17 protein-coding genes are annotated in these 19,741 nt (G+C 42.2%); 10 read left to right on the forward strand and 7 right to left on the reverse strand.

All coding sequences use genetic code 11. The features are described 5' to 3' along the window. Positions 1 to 13: 13 nt before the first annotated feature. Positions 14 to 1,087 carry an undecaprenyldiphospho-muramoylpentapeptide beta-N-acetylglucosaminyltransferase gene (gene murG / locus CDG76_RS07270; protein ID WP_094348376.1) on the reverse strand — a complete coding sequence of 358 codons (1,074 nt, stop codon included), beginning with the start codon at positions 1,085 to 1,087 and terminating at the stop codon, positions 14 to 16. An 84-nt stretch (positions 1,088 to 1,171) separates the two neighbouring features. On the opposite strand from murG, the gene CDG76_RS07275 reads away from it, so the two are divergent. The 5 genes from CDG76_RS07275 (at position 1,172) to CDG76_RS07295 (ending at position 8,375) form a co-directional block, all read left to right on the forward strand. After that, on the forward strand, positions 1,172 to 2,011 hold the full coding sequence (locus CDG76_RS07275) for a hypothetical protein (RefSeq protein WP_094348377.1): 840 nt from the start codon (positions 1,172 to 1,174) through the stop codon (positions 2,009 to 2,011). A 118-nt stretch (positions 2,012 to 2,129) separates the two neighbouring features. Beyond that, positions 2,130 to 2,909: an SDR family oxidoreductase gene (locus CDG76_RS07280; protein WP_094348378.1), complete on the forward strand. Its 780-nt coding sequence runs from the start codon at positions 2,130 to 2,132 to the stop codon at positions 2,907 to 2,909. A gap of 243 nt (positions 2,910 to 3,152) precedes the next feature. Next, complete coding sequence (locus tag CDG76_RS07285) at positions 3,153 to 3,623, forward strand: NADAR family protein (RefSeq protein ID WP_094348379.1); 471 nt, start codon at positions 3,153 to 3,155, stop codon at positions 3,621 to 3,623. Between the two features lie 556 nt (positions 3,624 to 4,179). Beyond that, positions 4,180 to 6,969 carry a GAF domain-containing sensor histidine kinase gene (locus CDG76_RS07290; protein WP_094348380.1) on the forward strand — a complete coding sequence of 930 codons (2,790 nt, stop codon included), beginning with the start codon at positions 4,180 to 4,182 and terminating at the stop codon, positions 6,967 to 6,969. Between the two features lie 635 nt (positions 6,970 to 7,604). Further along, positions 7,605 to 8,375 (forward strand): hypothetical protein, encoded by a 771-nt coding sequence (locus CDG76_RS07295; protein WP_094348381.1) that lies wholly within the window; start codon positions 7,605 to 7,607, stop codon positions 8,373 to 8,375. A gap of 329 nt (positions 8,376 to 8,704) precedes the next feature. On the opposite strand, the gene CDG76_RS07300 is transcribed toward CDG76_RS07295, so the two are convergent. Next, positions 8,705 to 9,565: a phosphate/phosphite/phosphonate ABC transporter substrate-binding protein gene (locus CDG76_RS07300; RefSeq protein ID WP_094348382.1), complete on the reverse strand. Its 861-nt coding sequence runs from the start codon at positions 9,563 to 9,565 to the stop codon at positions 8,705 to 8,707. A gap of 181 nt (positions 9,566 to 9,746) precedes the next feature. Here CDG76_RS07300 and CDG76_RS07305 point away from each other — a divergent pair, with 181 nt between their 5' ends. Beyond that, complete coding sequence (locus tag CDG76_RS07305) at positions 9,747 to 10,661, forward strand: Tll0287-like domain-containing protein (protein WP_094348383.1); 915 nt, start codon at positions 9,747 to 9,749, stop codon at positions 10,659 to 10,661. A gap of 56 nt (positions 10,662 to 10,717) precedes the next feature. On the opposite strand, the gene CDG76_RS07310 is transcribed toward CDG76_RS07305, so the two are convergent. Further along, positions 10,718 to 12,106, reverse strand: coding sequence for a serine/threonine-protein kinase (locus CDG76_RS07310; RefSeq protein WP_094348384.1), 1,389 nt, complete (start codon positions 12,104 to 12,106; stop codon positions 10,718 to 10,720). 165 nt (positions 12,107 to 12,271) lie between these two features. After that, positions 12,272 to 12,598: a DUF4278 domain-containing protein gene (locus tag CDG76_RS07315; RefSeq protein WP_094348385.1), complete on the reverse strand. Its 327-nt coding sequence runs from the start codon at positions 12,596 to 12,598 to the stop codon at positions 12,272 to 12,274. 346 nt (positions 12,599 to 12,944) lie between these two features. Between CDG76_RS07315 and CDG76_RS07320 the strand changes: the two genes are divergently transcribed. Together CDG76_RS07320 and mltA are read left to right on the forward strand one after the other, a co-directional pair. Next, positions 12,945 to 13,199 carry a hypothetical protein gene (locus tag CDG76_RS07320; RefSeq protein ID WP_094348386.1) on the forward strand — a complete coding sequence of 85 codons (255 nt, stop codon included), beginning with the start codon at positions 12,945 to 12,947 and terminating at the stop codon, positions 13,197 to 13,199. A 3-nt stretch (positions 13,200 to 13,202) separates the two neighbouring features. Beyond that, on the forward strand, positions 13,203 to 14,486 hold the full coding sequence (gene mltA / locus CDG76_RS07325; protein WP_094348755.1) for a murein transglycosylase A: 1,284 nt from the start codon (positions 13,203 to 13,205) through the stop codon (positions 14,484 to 14,486). Between the two features lie 71 nt (positions 14,487 to 14,557). Here the strand turns inward: mltA and CDG76_RS07330 are convergent, their stop codons facing one another. The 3 genes from CDG76_RS07330 to CDG76_RS35930 all read right to left on the reverse strand — a co-directional run bounded on the left by CDG76_RS07330 (position 14,558) and on the right by CDG76_RS35930 (position 16,587). After that, the gene (locus CDG76_RS07330) at positions 14,558 to 15,427 is read right to left on the reverse strand and encodes a DUF5895 domain-containing protein (RefSeq protein ID WP_094348387.1); all 870 of its coding nucleotides are present in this window, start codon (positions 15,425 to 15,427) and stop codon (positions 14,558 to 14,560) included. A gap of 255 nt (positions 15,428 to 15,682) precedes the next feature. Beyond that, complete coding sequence (locus CDG76_RS07335) at positions 15,683 to 16,375, reverse strand: haloacid dehalogenase type II (RefSeq protein WP_094348388.1); 693 nt, start codon at positions 16,373 to 16,375, stop codon at positions 15,683 to 15,685. A 32-nt stretch (positions 16,376 to 16,407) separates the two neighbouring features. Further along, on the reverse strand, positions 16,408 to 16,587 hold the full coding sequence (locus CDG76_RS35930; RefSeq protein WP_143854040.1) for a hypothetical protein: 180 nt from the start codon (positions 16,585 to 16,587) through the stop codon (positions 16,408 to 16,410). A 225-nt stretch (positions 16,588 to 16,812) separates the two neighbouring features. Here CDG76_RS35930 and CDG76_RS07340 point away from each other — a divergent pair, with 225 nt between their 5' ends. Together CDG76_RS07340 and CDG76_RS07345 are read left to right on the forward strand one after the other, a co-directional pair. Then, entirely contained in the window at positions 16,813 to 18,570 is a 1,758-nt protein-coding gene (locus tag CDG76_RS07340; RefSeq protein WP_094348389.1) for a ScyA-related TPP-binding enzyme, read from the forward strand. A gap of 13 nt (positions 18,571 to 18,583) precedes the next feature. Next, on the forward strand, positions 18,584 to 19,723 hold the full coding sequence (locus tag CDG76_RS07345; RefSeq protein WP_094348390.1) for a 3-oxoacyl-ACP synthase III family protein: 1,140 nt from the start codon (positions 18,584 to 18,586) through the stop codon (positions 19,721 to 19,723). The last annotated feature ends 18 nt before the right edge of the window (positions 19,724 to 19,741 follow it).

A 19,741-nucleotide genomic window follows, 5' to 3' on the forward strand; every position in this document is an offset into this window, starting at 1 on the left:
TAAATAATTAACGTTATGTTTCTATCACCTCACGCACTAACTGCGCCAGCTTTTCCGCACTATCAGGAACTGCGATCGCATAAGCTTTTTCCCCCATCTTTACTAACTCTTGCGGTGACTGCAATAAATTCAACACATGATTTTGCAATACTTCAGTCGTCAACTCAGATTGCTTCAACGTTAACGCTGCACCCGATGAAGTAAATACGTCTGCATTGTAAGATTGATGGTCTTCTGCGGCAAAGGGGTAAGGAATCAAAATCGCTGGCGTTCCACATACTGCCAATTCTGTTAAGCTACCTGCGCCAGAACGACTAATCGCCAAAGAAGCACGTTGCAACAATGCTGCCATATTGTTGTAAAAAGGTAAGGCTATGTACTGTGGGTGTTTGAGACTATCTGCTTCGGGATCGCGATCGCCAGTTAAATGTACTACATAAATACCAGCATCAAACCAAGCTTTTGCAGATTCGCGCACCAACTTATTTACTGCAACTGCACCCTGGCTACCACCAAAAACAACAATTAAAGGCACACCATCAGGAATAGCTAAATCAAGTGGTGCATTAATTGCCCCATCAAGAAATTGCGCTCTTACAGGAGTACCAACATAGACATTTTTGGCACGAGGTAAATACTTAGCAGCTACTTCAAATCCCAAGGCTACCGCACTACACCAAGGGCCAAAAAAGCGAGTTACTTTCCCTGGTAAGGCGTTAGATTCGTGAAAAACCACGGGTAAACCGAGAGAACGTGCCGCAATCACGGCTGGCCCGGCAATGTAACCGCCTGTGGTAAACACCCCTTGAAAATTTCCCTGTTTGAGAATTCGTCTGACTTCTAGAATCGAAAGGGCGAGTTTACCCAAAATGCGAATCGAGGAAAGTCCAAACCCTTGCTGAAACCCTTCAACTGCAATAGTATTCAAGGGATACTGTTTGGGGACAAGTTGAGTTTCTAGGCGATCGGGTACTCCCAGCCATTCTATTTGATAATCTGGAAGTTTTTGCGCCAGGGCGATCGCTGGAAACAAATGTCCACCAGTCCCACTGGCAGCTATTAATAATCGTATCGGTGCGTTTGCCATCAAACCTCTACCGTTTAGCGTCTAGCTTAACTAAGATAAAACAATTTGCTTACTTTCTCTAATCAAATCAGTAAATTCTTACCAATGACTAACATTATTACCGCCTTAGTGAGACGACAACTCAAATTTCCAGCAAATATCTGGCTGGTTTCATTCCTGCTAACCATTGGTTTAACAAGCGGTTGGCAACGCACTCAGGCTGCAACACCACAGCAATTATCCCAAGCCACGACACCGCAAAATGCACCAGCCGATCTGAAAAGCCTGTTGACACAAGTTGATAGCGCCGCCAACCGAGGCGATGTCAAAGGGGTGTTGCAATTCTATAGCCCCAATTTCACTCATGGGGATGGATTAAACCTCCAAACCCTAGAAAAGTCTTTGACTTCACTTTGGCAACGATATCCGAAATTGCAATACAGCACGAAATTGCTATCTTCAAAACCTGAAGCCAATGGGATTATTGCTGAAACAGAAACGAAGATAACTGGCTTACCCTCTGGTAACGGTAATAAGTTGGCTCTCAATGCGACGATTAAATCGCGTCAGCGTATTGAAGGCGGAAAAATAGTCCGCCAAGATATTTTGTCAGAACGAACCTTGCTTACCTCTGGCAGCAAACCGCCCCAAATTGATTTTAAATTACCGCAGCAGGTGCTGGTTGGTCAGAAGTATAATTTTGATGCGATCGTCCAAGAGCCACTTGGTGATGATTTTCTACTAGGAACGGCACTAGAGGAACCCATCCAACCAGAAAAATTTCTCAACCCCACACCCGTAGATTTGCAATTACTAACATCTGGCGGACTGTTTAAAGTTGGACAAGCACCATCTACCCCAGGTAGCCAATGGGTTTCTGCTGTCATCCTGCGGGGTAATGGGATGACGATGGTAACTCAGCGCTTGCAAGTGGTGAAGAAGTAGTTAGGAGTTTGGAGTTTGGAGTTAGGAGTTATAGACCGACTGATGATAAATTATGAACGATGAAACTTCTGCTAATTCATAATTCATAACTGTTAACTCCTCACTCCTAACTATCCTAATGATTTCCCTACAAAATCAAATTATTTTGATCACTGGTGCAAGTAGTGGTATTGGTACTGCTTGTGCAAGAATCTTCGCTGGTGCGGGTGCAAAACTGATTTTAGCGGCACGACGCTTAGAACGTTTGCAGCAGCTAGCAGATACTCTGAGTAAAGATTTTAGTACTGAAATTCATTTACTACAACTAGATGTGCGCGATCGCAATGCTGTTGAATCTGCCATTGCAACTCTACCCCCCGCCTGGTCTGACATCGACATTCTCATTAACAATGCTGGTCTAAGTCGTGGTTTAGACAAGTTGCACGAAGGCAGCTTTCAAGACTGGGAAGACATGATTGATACTAACGTTAAGGGTTTACTTTATGTCTCCCGCTATGTCGTTCCGGGAATGGTAAGTCGCGATCGCGGTCATGTGGTAAATTTAGGTTCCATCGCCGGACATCAAACCTATCCCGGTGGCAATGTCTACTGTGCTACCAAAGCTGCTGTGAGAGCCATTTCTGAAGGTTTAAAACAAGACCTGTTGGGTACGCGAGTCCGTGTAACTTCTGTCGATCCTGGTATGGTAGAAACGGAATTTAGCGAGGTGCGCTTTCACGGAAATACTGAACGTGCTAACAAAGTCTACCAAGGAGTTACACCCCTAACAGCAGATGATGTGGCTGATGTGATATTTTTCTGTGTGACGCGATCGCCCCATGTCAATATTAATGAAGTTGTGCTAATGCCTGTTGACCAAGCTAGCGCTACCCTAGTTAATCGACGAACATCAAAGTAACCCATCTCATACGATTCTAAAAAAGCTTACCCCTGCCACTTACTCTACTCAAGAGACATTTGGTAGAAAAAATGTAGAGACGTAGTAGTACTACGTCTCTAGAAGGGTTCTGGATAACGCATATTTAATTTCACCAAATATTGAAAGTCTTACAGTTGATGTTTCAGTTTACGTCTAGAGAGTTTGTTAAGGCTTTACCGACTCAGCTAGAGTGAAATTGATATATAAAAGAGCAATTTTCAAATGACCATTTACTTTTATAAGGTTTGGCAGCCTTATGGCTGTTTTTCTAACTTTTCTCTCCACGGAATTCACATCGAGGGTGCTTACTGGCTAACGGTTGAGCATTATTATCAAGCGCAAAAGTTTGTAGGCAGCACAGATGCGGCAATTATACCTCTCATCCATGCTGCCAGCACCCCAGAAGAAGCTGCCATCTTGGGAAGATGTAGCACTCGCCAACTGCGTCGAGACTGGGATTTGGTCAAAACTCAAATTATGCGAGAAGCTGTACTCAAAAAGTTTCTCACTCATACTGATATTCGAGAAGTTCTCTTAAAGACAGGTGATGAGATTTTGGTTGAAAATTCCCCAACCGATTCTTTTTGGGGCTGTGGTGCTAATAAAAGCGGTCAAAACCATCTCGGTAAAACTCTCATGAGTGTGCGTGAAGAAATTCGTAATTTACGATCTTTAACGGTAATTTACGAATAACTTAATCAAAATAGTTACATTCAATATAAAGTCAGTAATTCAACGGGGAATAGTAAAATTCCCCAGCAAAAAATATTTTAAAAAGTTACTAATAATTTAGTTATTGCTTTGAAGATATCTTAATTAATTGAATTAATGGGCAAAAATGGGAAAAAATATTTTAATTTCAAGAAATTATTCCAGCACTAATTTAAGTAAAAACACTGAAATAGTTTAATGAATGAGAATATAAAATTAGATAGATGTCAAGGATTAAAATTTACTTAACTTTAAAATTGAGATGAAACTTAAAAAGTCTTTAATGATATAGCCGTTTGATATCTTTCTAAATCAACTTGAAAAGAGTTAAAGCGATCAAGCGAAATATCTGACGCTTTTCAAATATTATCTGATCTATTTGCCAAAATATTGGCAACAGATGTACGCCACTAGCAACGCATTTGTAGCAGCCAGCAATTTCGTGAAATGGGATGAAAATCAAAATATTGTAAGTTGAAAATTCCGAGCGGGGACAATTATAAAAAAAATTAGACTTCAGTCATAGTGTATATAAACAATGACATTTACCAAGAAACCAAACGAGTTGCAGCAAAGCTTAGTAGTCCAAAAAAGTTTACTACACCGGATGATCAAACAGATCAGGCGATCGCTCGACCTCCCAGAAATATTAACGACTACCGTTAGCCAAGTGCGTTTATTTTTGAATGTAGATCGGGTGAAAGTGTATCGCTTTAATGCTGGTGGTAGTGGTGAAGTCATTGCTGAATCTATTCATGAGCAACGTCTGCCATCGTTATTGGGGTTAAACTTCCCAGTTGATGATATTCCAGAAGCCGCCAGAGAGATGTTTTTGTTAGCGAGGCAACGTTCGATTGTGGATGTGCCAAACGGGAAGATCGGGCTATCGCCTGTACAGTCAATAGAATCTGAGAAACATCTAGAAAGCAATATCTACTATCGGCAAGTAGACTCGTGCCATATTCAATACCTAAAGGCAATGGGCGTGCAGTCTTCGTTGGTAATACCAATTTTAAATTCCGACCTCCAAGAACAATCGGGAAAGCCTAAATTGTGGGGATTATTGGTAGCTCACCACAGTGAACCGCGAGAGATTTTGAAGGGGGAACTAAAAGTATTGCAGGAAGTTGCTGACCAAGTAGGGATTGCGATCGCTCAAAGTAATCTACTCACCCAATCCCTCGCCAAGCAAGAGCGAGAAGCTACTATTAACCGAGTTACCACACTATTACATAAACTACCGACAATCCAATTACAGAAAGCGCTAGAAGAAGTTATTACTGGCTTCGGTGGAGTCGGTGGCAGGCTTTACATTGAAGAGAATCAGGAACTATACACCTGGGGCGAGCAGCCGAGACTCCCTTATGAGTCAGATAACAGTATTATCGAACAGCATCTCGTATGGCAAGACTGGATGGCTGAGTGTAAACCAGGTAATGTTTGGGTAAGCGATGACCTCTACAAAGAACCACGTTTGCGAGTTTTGGCTTTAGGATTCCGTTCTACTAAAATTCGCGGACTGATGGTGATTCCTCTACATTACCGCGAAAAATTTATTGGTGTATTAAGCATTTTTCGCTCTGAATTTGAAACAGAAGTCTTGTGGGCGGGACGATGTGAAGAAAATCGGCGACAAGTGTTACCTCAGCTTTCCTTTGAGCTTTGGCGAGAGAAAAAAAAGGGTCAATCATCTGAGTGGAAAGCGGAAGAAATCTTGTTGGCGCAAGCCTTATCCGAGCATTTCTCAATGGCAATTGAGCAACACCAAATGTATAAACAGGTACAGATGCTCAATGCCAACCTAGAATTGCAGGTGCAAGAGCAAACTGCTGAACTCGAAAAATCATTACTGCTTGCCAAAGTCCTCAAGCAAGTCACAGAGCATATTCGCCGCACATTAGACTTGCAGACAACCCTGCAATCCATCGTTCGGGAAGTCCGTCCCCTGATAAATTCAGACCGAGTGCTGATTTTCCAAATGAAGAGTAAATCAGTGATTGTGGAAGAGATTAATGGCAATTGGCAGTCAGTTTTGGGATTGAATGCACCAGCAGAATGCTTTCCTGATGAGTATGACCGTCTATCCTTTCAGGGCAGGGTAAAGGCAATTAACGACGTTTCGACGGCTACTTTAAGTGATTGTCATCGAGAGTTTTTGCAAAGTATGCAAGTGCAAGCAAACTTAATAGTTCCGATTAATATAGGTATGGAACTATGGGGCTTAATAATTGCCCATGAGTGTGAGGCTCCCAGAGATTGGCAGGATGCAGAAATTGATTTATTGGAACAGCTAGGAGTTCAGGCTGCGATCGCTATTCAACAAGCACAACTCTACGAACAAACCCGTAATGCCGAAACTGAATCCAGAAATCAAGCTGCCCAGTTAGCGCATTCCCTGCATGAACTCAAAGAAACACAGACAAAATTGATTCAGATCGAAAAAATGTCCGGCTTAGGACAGTTGGTGGCGGGTGTCGCCCACGAAATCAACAACCCCGTTAACTTTATCTACGGGAACCTGTGCCACGCCAGTGACTACACCGAACAACTGCTAGAAATTTTACGTCTCTACCAGCTACACTATGCCCATCCTCATAGTGAAATTAGCACCGCGATCAAAGCAATGGACTTTGACTTTTTGCTAGAAGACTTCCCGAAAATCATCACCTCAATGCAAGTAGGAACCGATCGCATCCGCTCAATAGTACTGTCATTACGCAATTTCTCTCGCTTGGATGAGGCTGAAAACAAGCGTGTTGACCTACATGAGGGCATTGACAGTACCTTATTAATTTTGCAACATCGGCTGAAAGGAAATGCTGAATTTCCCCGCATTGAGGTAATCAAAGACTATGGCAACATCCCACTGGTGGAATGCTATGCCGGCCAAATGAATCAGGTATTCATGAATATTATCAGCAATGCCATAGATGCCTTGGGAATGGGGAATGGCGAATGGGGAATGGCGAATGAGGAAATGATCACAGAGGATAATGGGGGCAATGAGTATAGCCTAGTACTTCGGGAACGCTCAGTACAACTGCCCACTATCCACATTTCCACTAAACTCTCAGTAGACAACTCTCGTCTGTTGATTCGGATTATTGACAATGGAGCTGGAATGACTGAAGAGGTGAAAAAGCGAATTTTTGACCCGTTTTATACTACCAAACCTGTAGGCAAGGGTACAGGACTAGGACTGTCAATTAGCTATCAGATTATTGTCGAAAAACATGGTGGAATAATGGAGTGCATTTCAGAACCTGGCAAAGGTACAGAGTTCTGGATTGAGATTCCCGTCAAGCCTCCAGCCAAAATAGTTAACTAAAGGTAGAGGAGTAGGGAGTGGCGGATAAGGACACAGGCGAAGAATAACTATTGGTTATTGACCAATGCTCAATTATTAGTTTCAAAACTTAAAAATTGCTCAGTCAATTTTTAAACTCATCCAAAAGGTAGATGATAATTTTCTTAATAATAGACTCAATAAAATCTCTATAGTTTATCCAGAGTGTGCAATATATTGAATTTGATTACAAACCATTTAAAAGTAAAGTTTAATTGCAAAAAAAGTCTTTCCTATCTACAAGTGATAATTTAATAATTGAAGCTAAGAAATAAGCTTACTTGGCAGATATAACAGCTGCATTTGAAATGTTAGTAAGAGGTACAAGACGCTGTTTAACTTACATCTGTCTCGTCAAAATACAGCAACACCCAACGCAAAAACTGCTGTTTCCTCAAATGTGGAAGATTAGGGGGCACTGTAACTGATTTTCATTACTTGTTTACAAAAGCAATGGAAGTTAGTGCATCCCTGGCTATAATCAACAAAAAGAGGAGATAGTTCAGCGAGTAGAGGTTTGGGTGTTGTTGTGTTTAAAGAGAAGTCTGAAATAGGGACTCCTCTGGGTGTAAGATTATACGAAGTTAAATAGCGAGAAACAGTTAAAATAGCGCCTTATGTCAATAATTGCGCTCAGAGCGTGGTATCTACAGGATTATGAGCCGATTCCAGAACTGGAAAAACGTCCGCCAGACATTCGCTTAAGCAAAAAAAGTCTGCTGAAATCAGCATTGCGAGCAGACTTTTTGGAAGAAAGTGACGAAGTTAAGCAATCAACTTGGTTTGGGCGCTATCTGGAAGGGGAAAATATTGAATTTTATATTGAAGGTAGTGGTGGCTATTGCGTCTCTAACATTGACTTAATTAGTCATGAAATTTATTTCACCAAGCAAGCGGTGTTGGCTCAGTTAGAACCAACGATTTTTTTATCCTATCAAACTGAGTATGCCGCAGCAACGAATATTCTCAAAGAAGAACTGCGAAAAAGTTTAGACAATTTAAACTTGCGATCGCGTCTTCCCCTAACATTAATAGAATCCTCTCGTCCTAGCGGTGCTACTTTCCGAATTAACCGCACAATCATGCGGAAAATCCGTAAGAGTTTGTTATTTATCGCTGACACCACCCCTATTGCTAGCATTGAAGGTAAAGAAACCCTCCAATTAATTCCCAGTCCGAATGTCTGTATTGAGATTGGCTATGCCATCCAAAGTAAACGATCTGAACAGATTCTACTAGCGCAAATGCAACGCCCAGATTTTGAAGGTGAATTTCCCTTCGACTTACCGACGCAGCAAATTTTACAATTTCAAGACACTACAGAACTGGACAAAATCCTGACAGAGACGATTAAAAACCAGCTAGCACGATTCAAATTGTTTTTTTAACCTTATTTCCCAGTCAGACTTGCTGGCTGTTTTTTCTTCTCAGTTTATACTTTACAAAATTTAGCAATAACAATGCTCTCTTTCAGGGAGCATCTCACCTTTGCAAATATACCAGGCGATTAGAAATCGCGGCTACACAAACTAAGTCCGCCTGTCCGCCTGCGCGGACTCGAAGAATTTGAAACCCACGGAGGTGGGTTTTGTTTGTATAGCCACGAATTCCATTCGCCAGGGCAGGCGTGTTTTTACACTCATTGAGATGCTCCCCTCTTTCACAGGAGGGCTTTTTTTAGAGAAAACAAAGGCTGAAAGTATTGTTATTGCTTTAATTAGAATAAACGAACAGGTTTATTTTGCAGCTTGGAACTAATTGAGCTTACCCGATCGACCACAGAAATCATGTATTTGTAATCTGGTACTTGTCCATTGGGTACATACCCCACTTCTTGAGCCAAATCTGAAGACGATTCACTCATCACTTTGCGGATAAATTCTTGACGGTTACGTTCTACATTCGGCCCAATCAAGACCACGCCCAATGGTACATAATGAGGGTCTTTAAATAATATGCGGAATTCGGTTGGCGCCAACTGTGAGCTGTAGAGACTTAATTCTGCCTCCGATACGGCACAGGCGATCGCTTTTCCTTGAGCGACCAATTCCAGTGCTGCTTTGGGTGTGGGTGCAAACAGTATCTCAGCCAGCGTTGTACCATAAAGATTGTAAAGAGGAAAATAATATCCTGTTGCTGAACCTAACTGTCCTAAAGCCACTGTTTTGCCTTGCAATTGTTTCAAGTCAGCGATCGGATTATCTTTACGAACAACGAAGATTGAACGTAAATTACTAATACCTATTAAAGGAAATAGGGGAACATATTGGTGACGTGCGATCGCGATAGCCGCTAAACCCGGTGGAGCAAATACCAATGACCAAGCACGAGCATTAAGGCGCTCAACCGCTCTATTTTCATTAAAAACAGGCTCTAACTGAATATATGAGTTTGTTTTTTCACCTAAGTAACTATTAAATTTAGCATATTGATTAATTATCTGTTCGCCTCCACCATAGTTGATTACACCAATAGTTAACGTGCCCTCAACCCCATCTCCATCTTGTGGTTTGCAGGCAGCAAATGTAAAACCTAGTAGATAAAATAGAAATAAACGACGGGGAAATCGCACAAACATCATTAATTATGGTTAAGGAAATAATTTGGCTTTCAGGACTAATTTAAATAAATTTAACTGCTGCCTAAAGAGGTTATATTGCACTCAAAAATTAATATTTATTTAAATATTGTTGAGATGCTTTCTAACAGGTATAAATAAATATTAGACACACTCACAGGCCACCTTCGTTGCTTAGGTTATGTTAAACAACATTACGTTAAAAAACTTAAAAATAGGTGCTAAATTTAACTTGCTTTTAATATTAGTTTTTATCATCAGTATTTTGGGAAGTGGTGTTGCCTTATCCAGTGTACTTCAAGGGAGAGCGCAAAATGAAGTAAGTTCTCAAGCGCAGATTCTCATCCAAATGGTGAATGCAGTTAGAGATTATACACAAAATCGTATTGCTCCCCTATTAGAACCTAGATTAGATACTAACCCAACATTCATGCCTGAAGTAGTACCAACTTTTTCGTCTAAAGAGGTTTTTGAAAATTTTCGTAAAAAGCCTGAATTTAAAAACTTTTTTCATAAGGATGCAACACTTAATCCAACCAATTTAGCGGATAAAGCTGATAATTTTGAAACTCAACTTGTCGAGCGTTTTCGCAACGAACCTAATACTCTAGAAATTACAGGCTTTCGTAAATTGTCAGAAGGCGAAGTATTTTACATTGCACAACCACTAAAGATTACACAAGCCAAATGTTTGCGATGCCATTCTACACCAGATCAGGCTCCTAAAAGTCAGTTGCTAAATTATGGCTCGGAAAATGGTTTTGGCTGGCAACTCAATCAGATTGTTTCTGCTCAAATAATCTCTGTTCCTTCTCAAGATATTTTTGCCAATGCCAAGCAGACTTGGATATTAATAATGGGACTTTTAATTGCGATCTTTGCGATCGTAGTTTTCTTAATTAACTTCTTAATTACAAAATATGTGATTCAGCGCATCAGAAGAATAGAGAAAATAGCTCAAAAAGTTAGTGTTGGTGATATGAGCGCTGATTTTGAGGAAAGCTCTCATGATGAAATTGGCGGGTTAGCAGAAGCATTTAATCGGATGAAAGCGAGCTTAAAAATAGCTCTGGAAATGCTGAATAACCAAGGCTAATAATTCGTAATTCGTTATTCGTTATTAACGAAGACAAAAACGCAATTTTGAAAAATTCAAGATAGTAGGCGTTGCTCAAATTGCAAAGCTTTTTGAGGTTCGGGGATTTTTGATGCTAAAATTTTCACAAATTCTGCACGAGAGATTTGCCCAGAAGATTTAACAGTTTTTTGGACTATAAACTTAGCTATTGGGCCAATTAATTTAGCCAACTCACGTTCGCACTCTTCTAGAAATTTGTCACTGATGACTTGAGATTCCTGGTTTAGTAAACCATTTGAGTTAATACCAGATAGGTCGGATTTAATAGTAAGTTCTTGTAGTAGAGTAGGTTTCTCTAGTAGAAAGATTGTTTTCTTCTTAAAATCAATTTGTTGATTTTCTCGAAGATGAAGAGCTAATTGACTAATTAATTCTTCAAAATTGGATGCTGAGGCCGCAACTTGTCGTAGTAATCTTGAGGCGATGGGGCCGACAAATTCTAAAAGAATTGTTTCTAAGCGATTGTAATTTTCCCCAGACAGAATAGAAGCAGGCGGATATCCAATTGAGTTTTGTTGAGCAAGCGAAGCTTGAGGCGGTTGTGTAGAAGATGGTAGTTGAAGTGATTGCGCTTCTACTCTAGGATCAAGATCCTTAAGCACCTGTAAAACTTCAGCGGCAGACTGATAGCGCTGTTTAAAGTGATGTAGCACCATCTTAGATAGCACAGATGCCAACTCAGAACTGACGTTAGCTTGATGCTGCCAAAAAATTTCTCCTGTATTTGGGTCTTCCTCAAAGTTTATCGGATGTAACCCTGTCAGCGATTGTATACCAATAATGCCTAAAGAATAAATATCACTATTGGGGCGGGGCTTACCTTGTCCCTGCTCTGTAGACATATATCCGGGAGTACCAATAATAATAGTAGCCCCCGTGTGCCCTGCAATTGTGAGCAGTTGAGTTTGGACTTGTTTAACAGCGCCAAAGTCAATCAGCACTAGCTTACCGTCTTGTTCCCGCCTAATTATATTGTCCGGTTTGATATCTCGATGAATAACGTTGTGGCTATGAATAAATTGTAGAATACCCAGAACCTGTTGGAGTAATTGAATGACTCGATCTTCTGTCCAACGTTGATTGGGGAATAGTTCCGCTTTCAGGGTATGTCCTTCAATGAACTCTTGCACCAAGAAGAACTCTTGGTTGTCTTCAAAATAGGCTAAAAGCCGAGGAATCTGGTCATGGTAGCCCAGTTGTTCTAGAGTTTCTGCCTCACTAGTAAATAGCCGTCTGGCAGTTTCGAGAAATTCAGGGCTACGAGTGACGGGCTTCAGGTGTTTGACAACGCATTTTGGGAAACCTGGCCGATGGGTATCTTGGGCTATGTAGGTTTGACCAAATCCACCTCCACCTAATATTTGGAGGACTTGGTAACGTCCGTCTAATAATTGTCCTAACATTGTGTCACAAGCCTTAATTCCTCAAATTAATCTTGACACAACTACCAGCTTTGGTAAGGTTTGTTCAGACAGAAAGTAGGTAGTGCCAAAATTCCAAGCAAGGTTTTTTGAGGATTGTATTACAAGTTTATAACTAACTAGACTCCAGATCGGCTTGCAGGCATATTATTGTTGAAGCTTTAATAATTCCTCAGAAATCGCCAGGGCCTCAAGTTTTGAAATAGCTGTTGGTTGAGAGACTACGCTAACTTCTCCTAATTGAGTTTTATTTACAAAATAGGTGATTCCCCGAAAGCTCAATTTATAGGTTATTGGTACTAGAGGAACTTCCGCCGATTTGGAATTTGGATCGACACGATAGTTAACGCCACGGTACATCAAATTATAAGCTGGCCCAATTTGAGGAACTGGTTGAAACAGCTGTTCTGTTTTTTTGCTGCCAACTTTGTTTTGGTTATATTCGTAGCTCAGACCACGATAGTAAAGTTTCATAATTTTTGTCTCCTGAATAACTGTTTTTCAACAATGCCAATGATTTATCAGAGGTTGATTGGAATGTTATGCAAGAGCTAATGTAAAATTACACTTTTTAAGGAACTGGTTAAAGGATTAGGCGTCTAGAGTGAAGAGTCATTGGGTATGGGGCATTGAGCAAGGGAGGCAGAGTTGCAAAGGAGCAGCACTTCTCTACGAGAGGCTGCGCTCTGTTACCGAAGGGCAGAGGAAAAAAACTTACTGCAAATTCTCCCTTGCTTCCAACCTCCCGTATGCTTACCCTTTTCATTCGGGGGTTAGGTGGTTAACAATGGGTTGAATGTTTTTTAAATGATTCAACTTTATGGCTAGAACTGCAAACGAATATGCCGTATACATCCTACTGGAAAGCGGCCACCGAGAAGAAGTACGTTTTCCTACTATTCAAGAGTTTCAGAAATGGTATAGCGGCGAACTTGTGCCAAAATCTGCTTCTAATGACTTTATTAGCGTGCCGATCAAAAATATTCAAGGGGAATATATGGTAGTACGCCCTTCTCGGATTGTGGCAATCCGGGTAGAACCGATTTTTAGTTCCAGTGTTGAAAGATTCAACTAAATGATGAGAAAAACCCTTGCTTTGCTTTCCTTGAGTCTAGGAATTGCCCTCGTAAACCCTCTCTGGTCGGCTGTTGCTCAGGTTCCTAACTTACTGCCGTTGCCACTACCGACTACTCCCGATCTTCCACCTATACCAATACCGATCACTCCTGCGATCGCGCCGCCGCTAAAACCAATCACTATCGGAAGCGATTGTACAGTCCGGCCAACTTGCTTGGGTTGGGATGAGCAAATTTGGAGTCAAAGAGGTAAAACAGGCGTTGGCGCTTCGCCCACCGGAGGCGATCGCAAAGCGCTGTTGGCTTCCATTGATAACAGTCTGCTTTACCTAACAAAGGGTGACGCGATCGCAGCATATCAAAATTATCCAGTTCGGGAAATTACCCTCGATCGCGTCCGCCGGAGTTTGCTGCGTTTCCGCCAACTGGTTGTCAGTTCTAACTCAGCAGCGCAATTACAAGCCGCTGTCCGCCGTGAGTTTGTCTTCTACCAGTCCGTGGGCAATGATGGCAAGGGTACTGTTAAGTTCACTGCTTACTATGAACCTGTTTACACTGCTAGCCGTGTAAAGACTGCAATCTATAAGTATCCTCTTTATCGGCTACCACCTGATTTCAGGCAATGGCCTAAACCCCACCCAAAACGAATTGATTTGGAAGGGAAAGATGGTTTAAAAGGGAATAAGAGCAAGTTACGCGGTTTAGAACTGCTTTGGTTTCGTGATCGCCTAGACGCATACATGGTACATATCCAAGGTTCTGCCCAAATTAAATTAACTAATGGCAAGACAACATCAATTGGCTATGCCGGTGGAACTGATTACCCTTGGACTAGTATCGGCAAAGAACTAGCGAAAGATGGCAAACTTCCACTAAATGGATTGACAATGCCACGTCTGATTAGTTATTTCCGACAAAAGCCCCAAGAGTTGAACAATTATCTGCCCCGCTGGGAACGATTTATTTTCTTCCAAGAAACAAGCGGTAGAGGTGCTACTGGTAGTATTCATGTGCCAGTAACAGCAGAACGTTCCATTGCTACAGATAAGTCTCTCATGCCACCGGGAGCGTTAGCCCTGATTTACAACTCATTTCCCTATCTTGCCAGTGGTGGCAAATTAGAGAGGCGTACTGTCAGCCGCTTTGTGCTTGACCAGGATACAGGAAGCGCCATCAAAGGGCCGGGCCGGGTGGATTATTTTATGGGGTCTGGCAAACTAGCAGGCGATCGCGCTGGTGTCACAGGCGGTAATGGTTCATTATATTATTTGCTGCTCAAAGAATAAAGTTAGAGGTTAGAAGTTAGGAGTTAGGAGTTATTAATTCAAAACTCATCACTCCTCACTCCTCACTCTCCTTAGTACGGCGGATAAGCAAAATCATCTTCATCAGCATAAACGTAAGAGTTGGAAACTCCTGCCATTGCCAATTTAGGCGTTTCTGATTTTACAGGTTCCTTGCCAAAATCTTTGTGTTCTTCAAAAGTCTTGCAAATCATTGCAGACTCAAGAGCATCGGAAGCAATTAAATATTGCGTTAAAGTCCCTACGGTGGGATGTTTATAGTCCACAGTTGAAGCTACCAAAACTGTATTTGGTTCAATACCTCTTTCTTCACACTCAATGATGGGACAAAAAATCCCGTGAGCGTGGAACAAAGGCCCTTTTGATGTTAAAGGTTGCTTGCGGTAGATAGCGTAAGCTTTTTCTAGTTCAGCAACGAATCCACTTACTACTCTGCCTTGTTGATATTCGCAGTAGGTTTTGCTGAAACTCGCTCCGGCTGCACCATTGAGAGTTAGTTGTAGTGGTGATTCATGTAAAAACTTTTTATTCTCACCCACTATAAAAATTAGATAGCGAGTAAAGGTTTTAAATTTAAGTTTGTCGGCTAAAAAAGCATCATAATTATCTTTGAGCGTACCCAGTTTTAGACCGCTTTCCCGGTCTTTAACAGACAATGGCCCCCGACGCACTATAACCAAGCGTGGAGTAGCGCTAATAAAGACTGTTTCTACTCCAGAGCTAAATTCATGCTCAACTTGCTGCCAATTATCATCTGGCACAAAGCCGACAGCATTGGCATTATCCAGCTTAATCGCCAAACCGTGAGATTGTATACCATCTGTGCCATACCGAGGATTAATCATCTGACACCAGGGAAGGACTTGAGAAGGCGGTGCATTGAATTTCTCGTCTTCAAAGTCAAAATTAGCAGATGCTTTCATCGTTTTAGGCTATCAAAGTGTTTTATTGAACAAGGTTATCGGCAGGGCGCACAGGAAAGGAAAGCCAGTTATATGCTGTGGTTTCCAAAGTTTAAGAAAATTAAACTGACGTAGTATTTTTTCTAGAGTAAGACAGAATCAATCTATGTTGCAATCCCTGTTTAGTTTTTTAACAACAAATTCTTTTTTTGGCATCTCTCTATCTAAATACGATCTCCTTTTTGTTCCTCTCGTGGTTAAATTCAAATCAGCAAATTATTGTGAACTTAAAGCAGCGAGAGTCTTCAAATCACACACCTCTAAATCAGGTTGAGTGACTGCTGGTAAACTCGCACTAACCCCTTGCTCTGCTCGACGATTTACCCAGACTGTTGATAATCCCAGAGATTTGGCTGTCACGATATCATGATATACACTAGCGGCAACGTGTAATATCTGCTCTAGCGGCAAATCAATTCTCTCAATAGCCAGTCTGAAGTTGTTGAAGGAGGGTTTGTAGCTTTTTGCCTGTTCTGCTGTGATTATCTCGTCAAATTCCACCTCCAAGTGCTTTGCCGAGAAAGCAAAGAGATCGTCATCTACATTTGAGATAATTACCAGCTTAAACTTTTGCTTTAAAGTTCTAAGTGCCTCAACTGTATCGGGAAAAGGCAGCCAATCCTGAATCGAATTGGCAAGTGAATTTAGTTCGTCAGCAGTTGGCTTAAAGCCAAATCGTCCACCAAATTTCTGGACTACTCTTTTCAAAACTTCTCGATATTTGATGTATTCTCCAATTTCGAGTTCTGCTTCAAATTCAGCAAAAATATCGAGAATTTTATCGTTATCCAAATTAGTGTTGTGTGTCAGCAGAAGTGGCTTTAGCACCCCTAAGATGCCATTTTCCCAATCAATTAGGGTTCCGTAACAATCGAAAGTTAAAGCCTTATACTGATTTAATTCAATCATCTTTTTATACTCCAGAGCTTGATTAATAGCGTTCAGTTTTCACAAACTAAAAAGACGGATGAAGTCGTCCGCGTTGGCGCAGCCCGCACTTCTCTATGTTCGCGCAGCGTGTCGTAGACAGACGCTGCGCGTAGCTTGCTTCCCCGGAGGGGTACGACAAAGTGACCACCGCAGGCATCCCCACATCTACTATTCTTGAAGTCTCTGAACATTTTTCTATATCAGGGCAATGCGGAACTTATAGGTTGCTCAAAGATTGGCGAAGTGAACCGCCAAGGTAGTTTTACTGTTATACCTGCGTTAGAAAGCAGTACTCACCGAAGTTGTATTAGCATTATCCAAACAAATTCATATTACATTGAGATTACAATATTACTAAGTTGAGGTGTGGGATAATAGTTATTCCAGAAAGGAAATTATTCCTAAGTATAGTTTGTATGGATGTTAAATTTCAGGATACACAAGCAAATACCACTACAGAATTAAACTCAAGTAAACAGCCATCTCATAGCAAGCCATCCGAAACTTTTTCGATAGCGGAGGCAGTGGTAAAAATCCTGGAAGATATGGGAGTACAGTATGCCTTTGGTGTATCGGGAGGTGCGATCGCGCCACTATGGCAAGCGCTACAACACAGTTCAATCAAGGTGCTGCACTTTCGCCACGAAGCAGGATCTGCTTTTGCCGCCGTTGAGGCGTACTTTGCTAGCGATCGCCCCGTCGTAGTGTTTACTACAATAGGCCCAGGGATTACGAATGCATTAACTGGCTTGTTTGCTGCACGTTGGGAGGGTGCTAAAGTTATTTTTCTGTCACCTTCAACATCGGCATCGCAGCGTGGAAGGTGGGCATTCCAAGAAACCAGCACTTACACCATGCCTAGTGGGGGACTGTTCACATCAGAACCACTGTTTCATTATGCGACGACTCTCGAATGCAGCGATGAACTATCAAAGGTTCATCGACGGTTGGCACTTGGTATAGCCCGACCAGATGGTTTTGTAGCACACTTAAATATCTCCACTAATATCCAAACTAGTTCAGTTAAGACATCATTGCCACGAGTGGCTTTCTCTTTTGCTCCCGCAGCCGTAAATGAGGAAACTATTGCAGAATGTACGCGGTTGCTTTCAGAAGGGCCATTTGCCATTTGGGTCGGCTTTGGTGCGCGGGGTGCAGCAGCAGAAATTTGTCAGCTTGCAGAAGCGACGGGAGCGGCAGTGATGTGTTCACCTAGAGGCAAGGGCATTTTTCCCGAAAACCATCCTCAATTTGTTGGTGTTACAGGTTTTGCCGGACATACGTCAGTTTTAACGTATATGCAAGAACAACGACCTTTACGAGTGTTGGTGCTAGGAACGCGCCTCAGTGAGTGGACTTCGTTCTGGAATTCCGTGATGATTCCAAAACGAGGGTTCGTGCATGTCGATATCGACCCAGAGGTTCCAGGAACTGCATATCCATCTGCCGAAACGTTTGCCATCCAGTCCGATGTGGGAATGTTTGTAAAGGCACTGCTAAAGTACTTTCCACAACACCCAAATCAGTTAACAGAAATGTTGCTGCCTTGTTCTAAGCCTGTAATATTTAATCTACGTGCAGAGGGACTAGTGCGACCGGAAGTACTCATGGATGCAATTCAACGGCAAATAGTTGAGGGAAGCGATGCGGTTGTCATGGCTGAAGGAGGAAACTCGCTAGCTTGGGCAATTAACTTACTGCGATTTGCCAAACCAGGTCGTTTTCGAGCCAGTACCAGGTTTGCATCTATGGGTCATTTCGTCACAGGTGTCGTGGGTGCTTCACTGGCACGCAATGGTAAGACTGTCGCCATAGTTGGAGATGGTGCCATGCTAATGAACAATGAGATAAGCACGGCCGTAAGATACCAAGTTGCTGCTGTTTGGATTGTACTAAACGATGGGCGCTATAGTATGTGCGACCAGGGAATGGCTTTGTTAGGGTTCAAAGATGTAGATGTAGAGATTCCGCAGGCGGACTTTGTTAAGATAGCTTCTGGAATGGGGGCTGAGGGCATCCGCGTTGAAACGGAACCTGAAATCCAAGCAGCTTTAGAGAAAGCGATGGCCTCGACCTGTCCGTACGTTGTTGACGTAGTAATTGACCCAACCCGCCTTGCACCAATTAAGAGTCATATTCACAATCTGATTGCACAAGGTGCTAGGAATTACTAAGAGGAGATTTGTCATGGTGCATCACCCAGTAGGTATTCGCGCGATCGCAGTTAACTTTCCCAGCGTCAGACGTACAAAAGATTATTACAGAGAGAAATACCCAGATATAGTTGCTCAAGTCGAGGAAAAAAGCTTGGGAAGGCTGTTTTCGCTTGCTGGTACCCCCAGCAACGAGTTTGACTTGGAGATGTTGCCATATCTGTCAGATCCTTTTCGTGGTACTGTCGAACAGCGGGTACTTGCTCCAGGTGAATCATCGCTGATGCTGGAAGAGCGCGCAGCTCGTGATGCTCTCAAAGCGGCGAAGCTTACCCCTGAAGAAGTCGATCTCATGCTCGTAGCCTCAATTTGGCCCGAACAAATCGGATTTGGTAATGCCGCCTTCCTTGCCCGAAAACTGGGACTGCAAGGTGCTGCATGGAATCTTGATGGAGCTTGTGGTGTCACCCCAGTAGCATTGCAAACTGCCTGTGCTTTAGTACAAGCAGGTGAGTACCGCAATGTACTGGTAGTAATTTCGTGCACTTACTCTCGCTTTGTCGATGAGGACGATACCGTTTCCTGGTTTCTTGGCGATGGTGCTGGAGCCTTTGTTATCGGTTCAGTCAAACCTAACCAAGGAATACTCAGTACAAAAACTGTTAATACGAGTTGTTTCTGTGACTTATTAACCTTAAATATTACAGAAAACAAGCAAGGCAATCCACGAATTCGTATGCAGTTGAACAAGGACGCAAAAAATGCGCTCAGTGAAGAATCGGCGCAGCTTTTACGTACCTGTTGCGAAGGTGCTATTTTGGCAGCCGATTTAACTCTCGATCGGATTGACTTTTTTCTTTTCAATACAGCCACAGCCTGGTTTTCAAGCTTCTGTGTACGTGTACTTGGTATTGACTCAGAGCGCACCCTTAACCTCTATCCTCTGTACGCTAATATTGGGCCAGTACTTACCGTGGCCAATCTTTATCACGCTGCACAGATGGGTAAAATTCGTGAAAATGATTTGGTTCTCGTTTATGGCTTTGGTGCAGCAGGAGTCGCCTCTGCAAGTGTGATGCGTTGGGGTAACGTAGCGCTAGGTCTTTTTCCACATCAGGGCGAACCTGAATCAGCACTGAAAAGTTCCTTAGATCATAGCTTTGCTCCTTGTTAAAGTTATCTATCAAGATTT

The organism is Nostoc sp. 'Peltigera membranacea cyanobiont' 210A, from assembly GCF_002246015.1.
In the GTDB taxonomy this organism is placed as follows: domain Bacteria; phylum Cyanobacteriota; class Cyanobacteriia; order Cyanobacteriales; family Nostocaceae; genus Nostoc.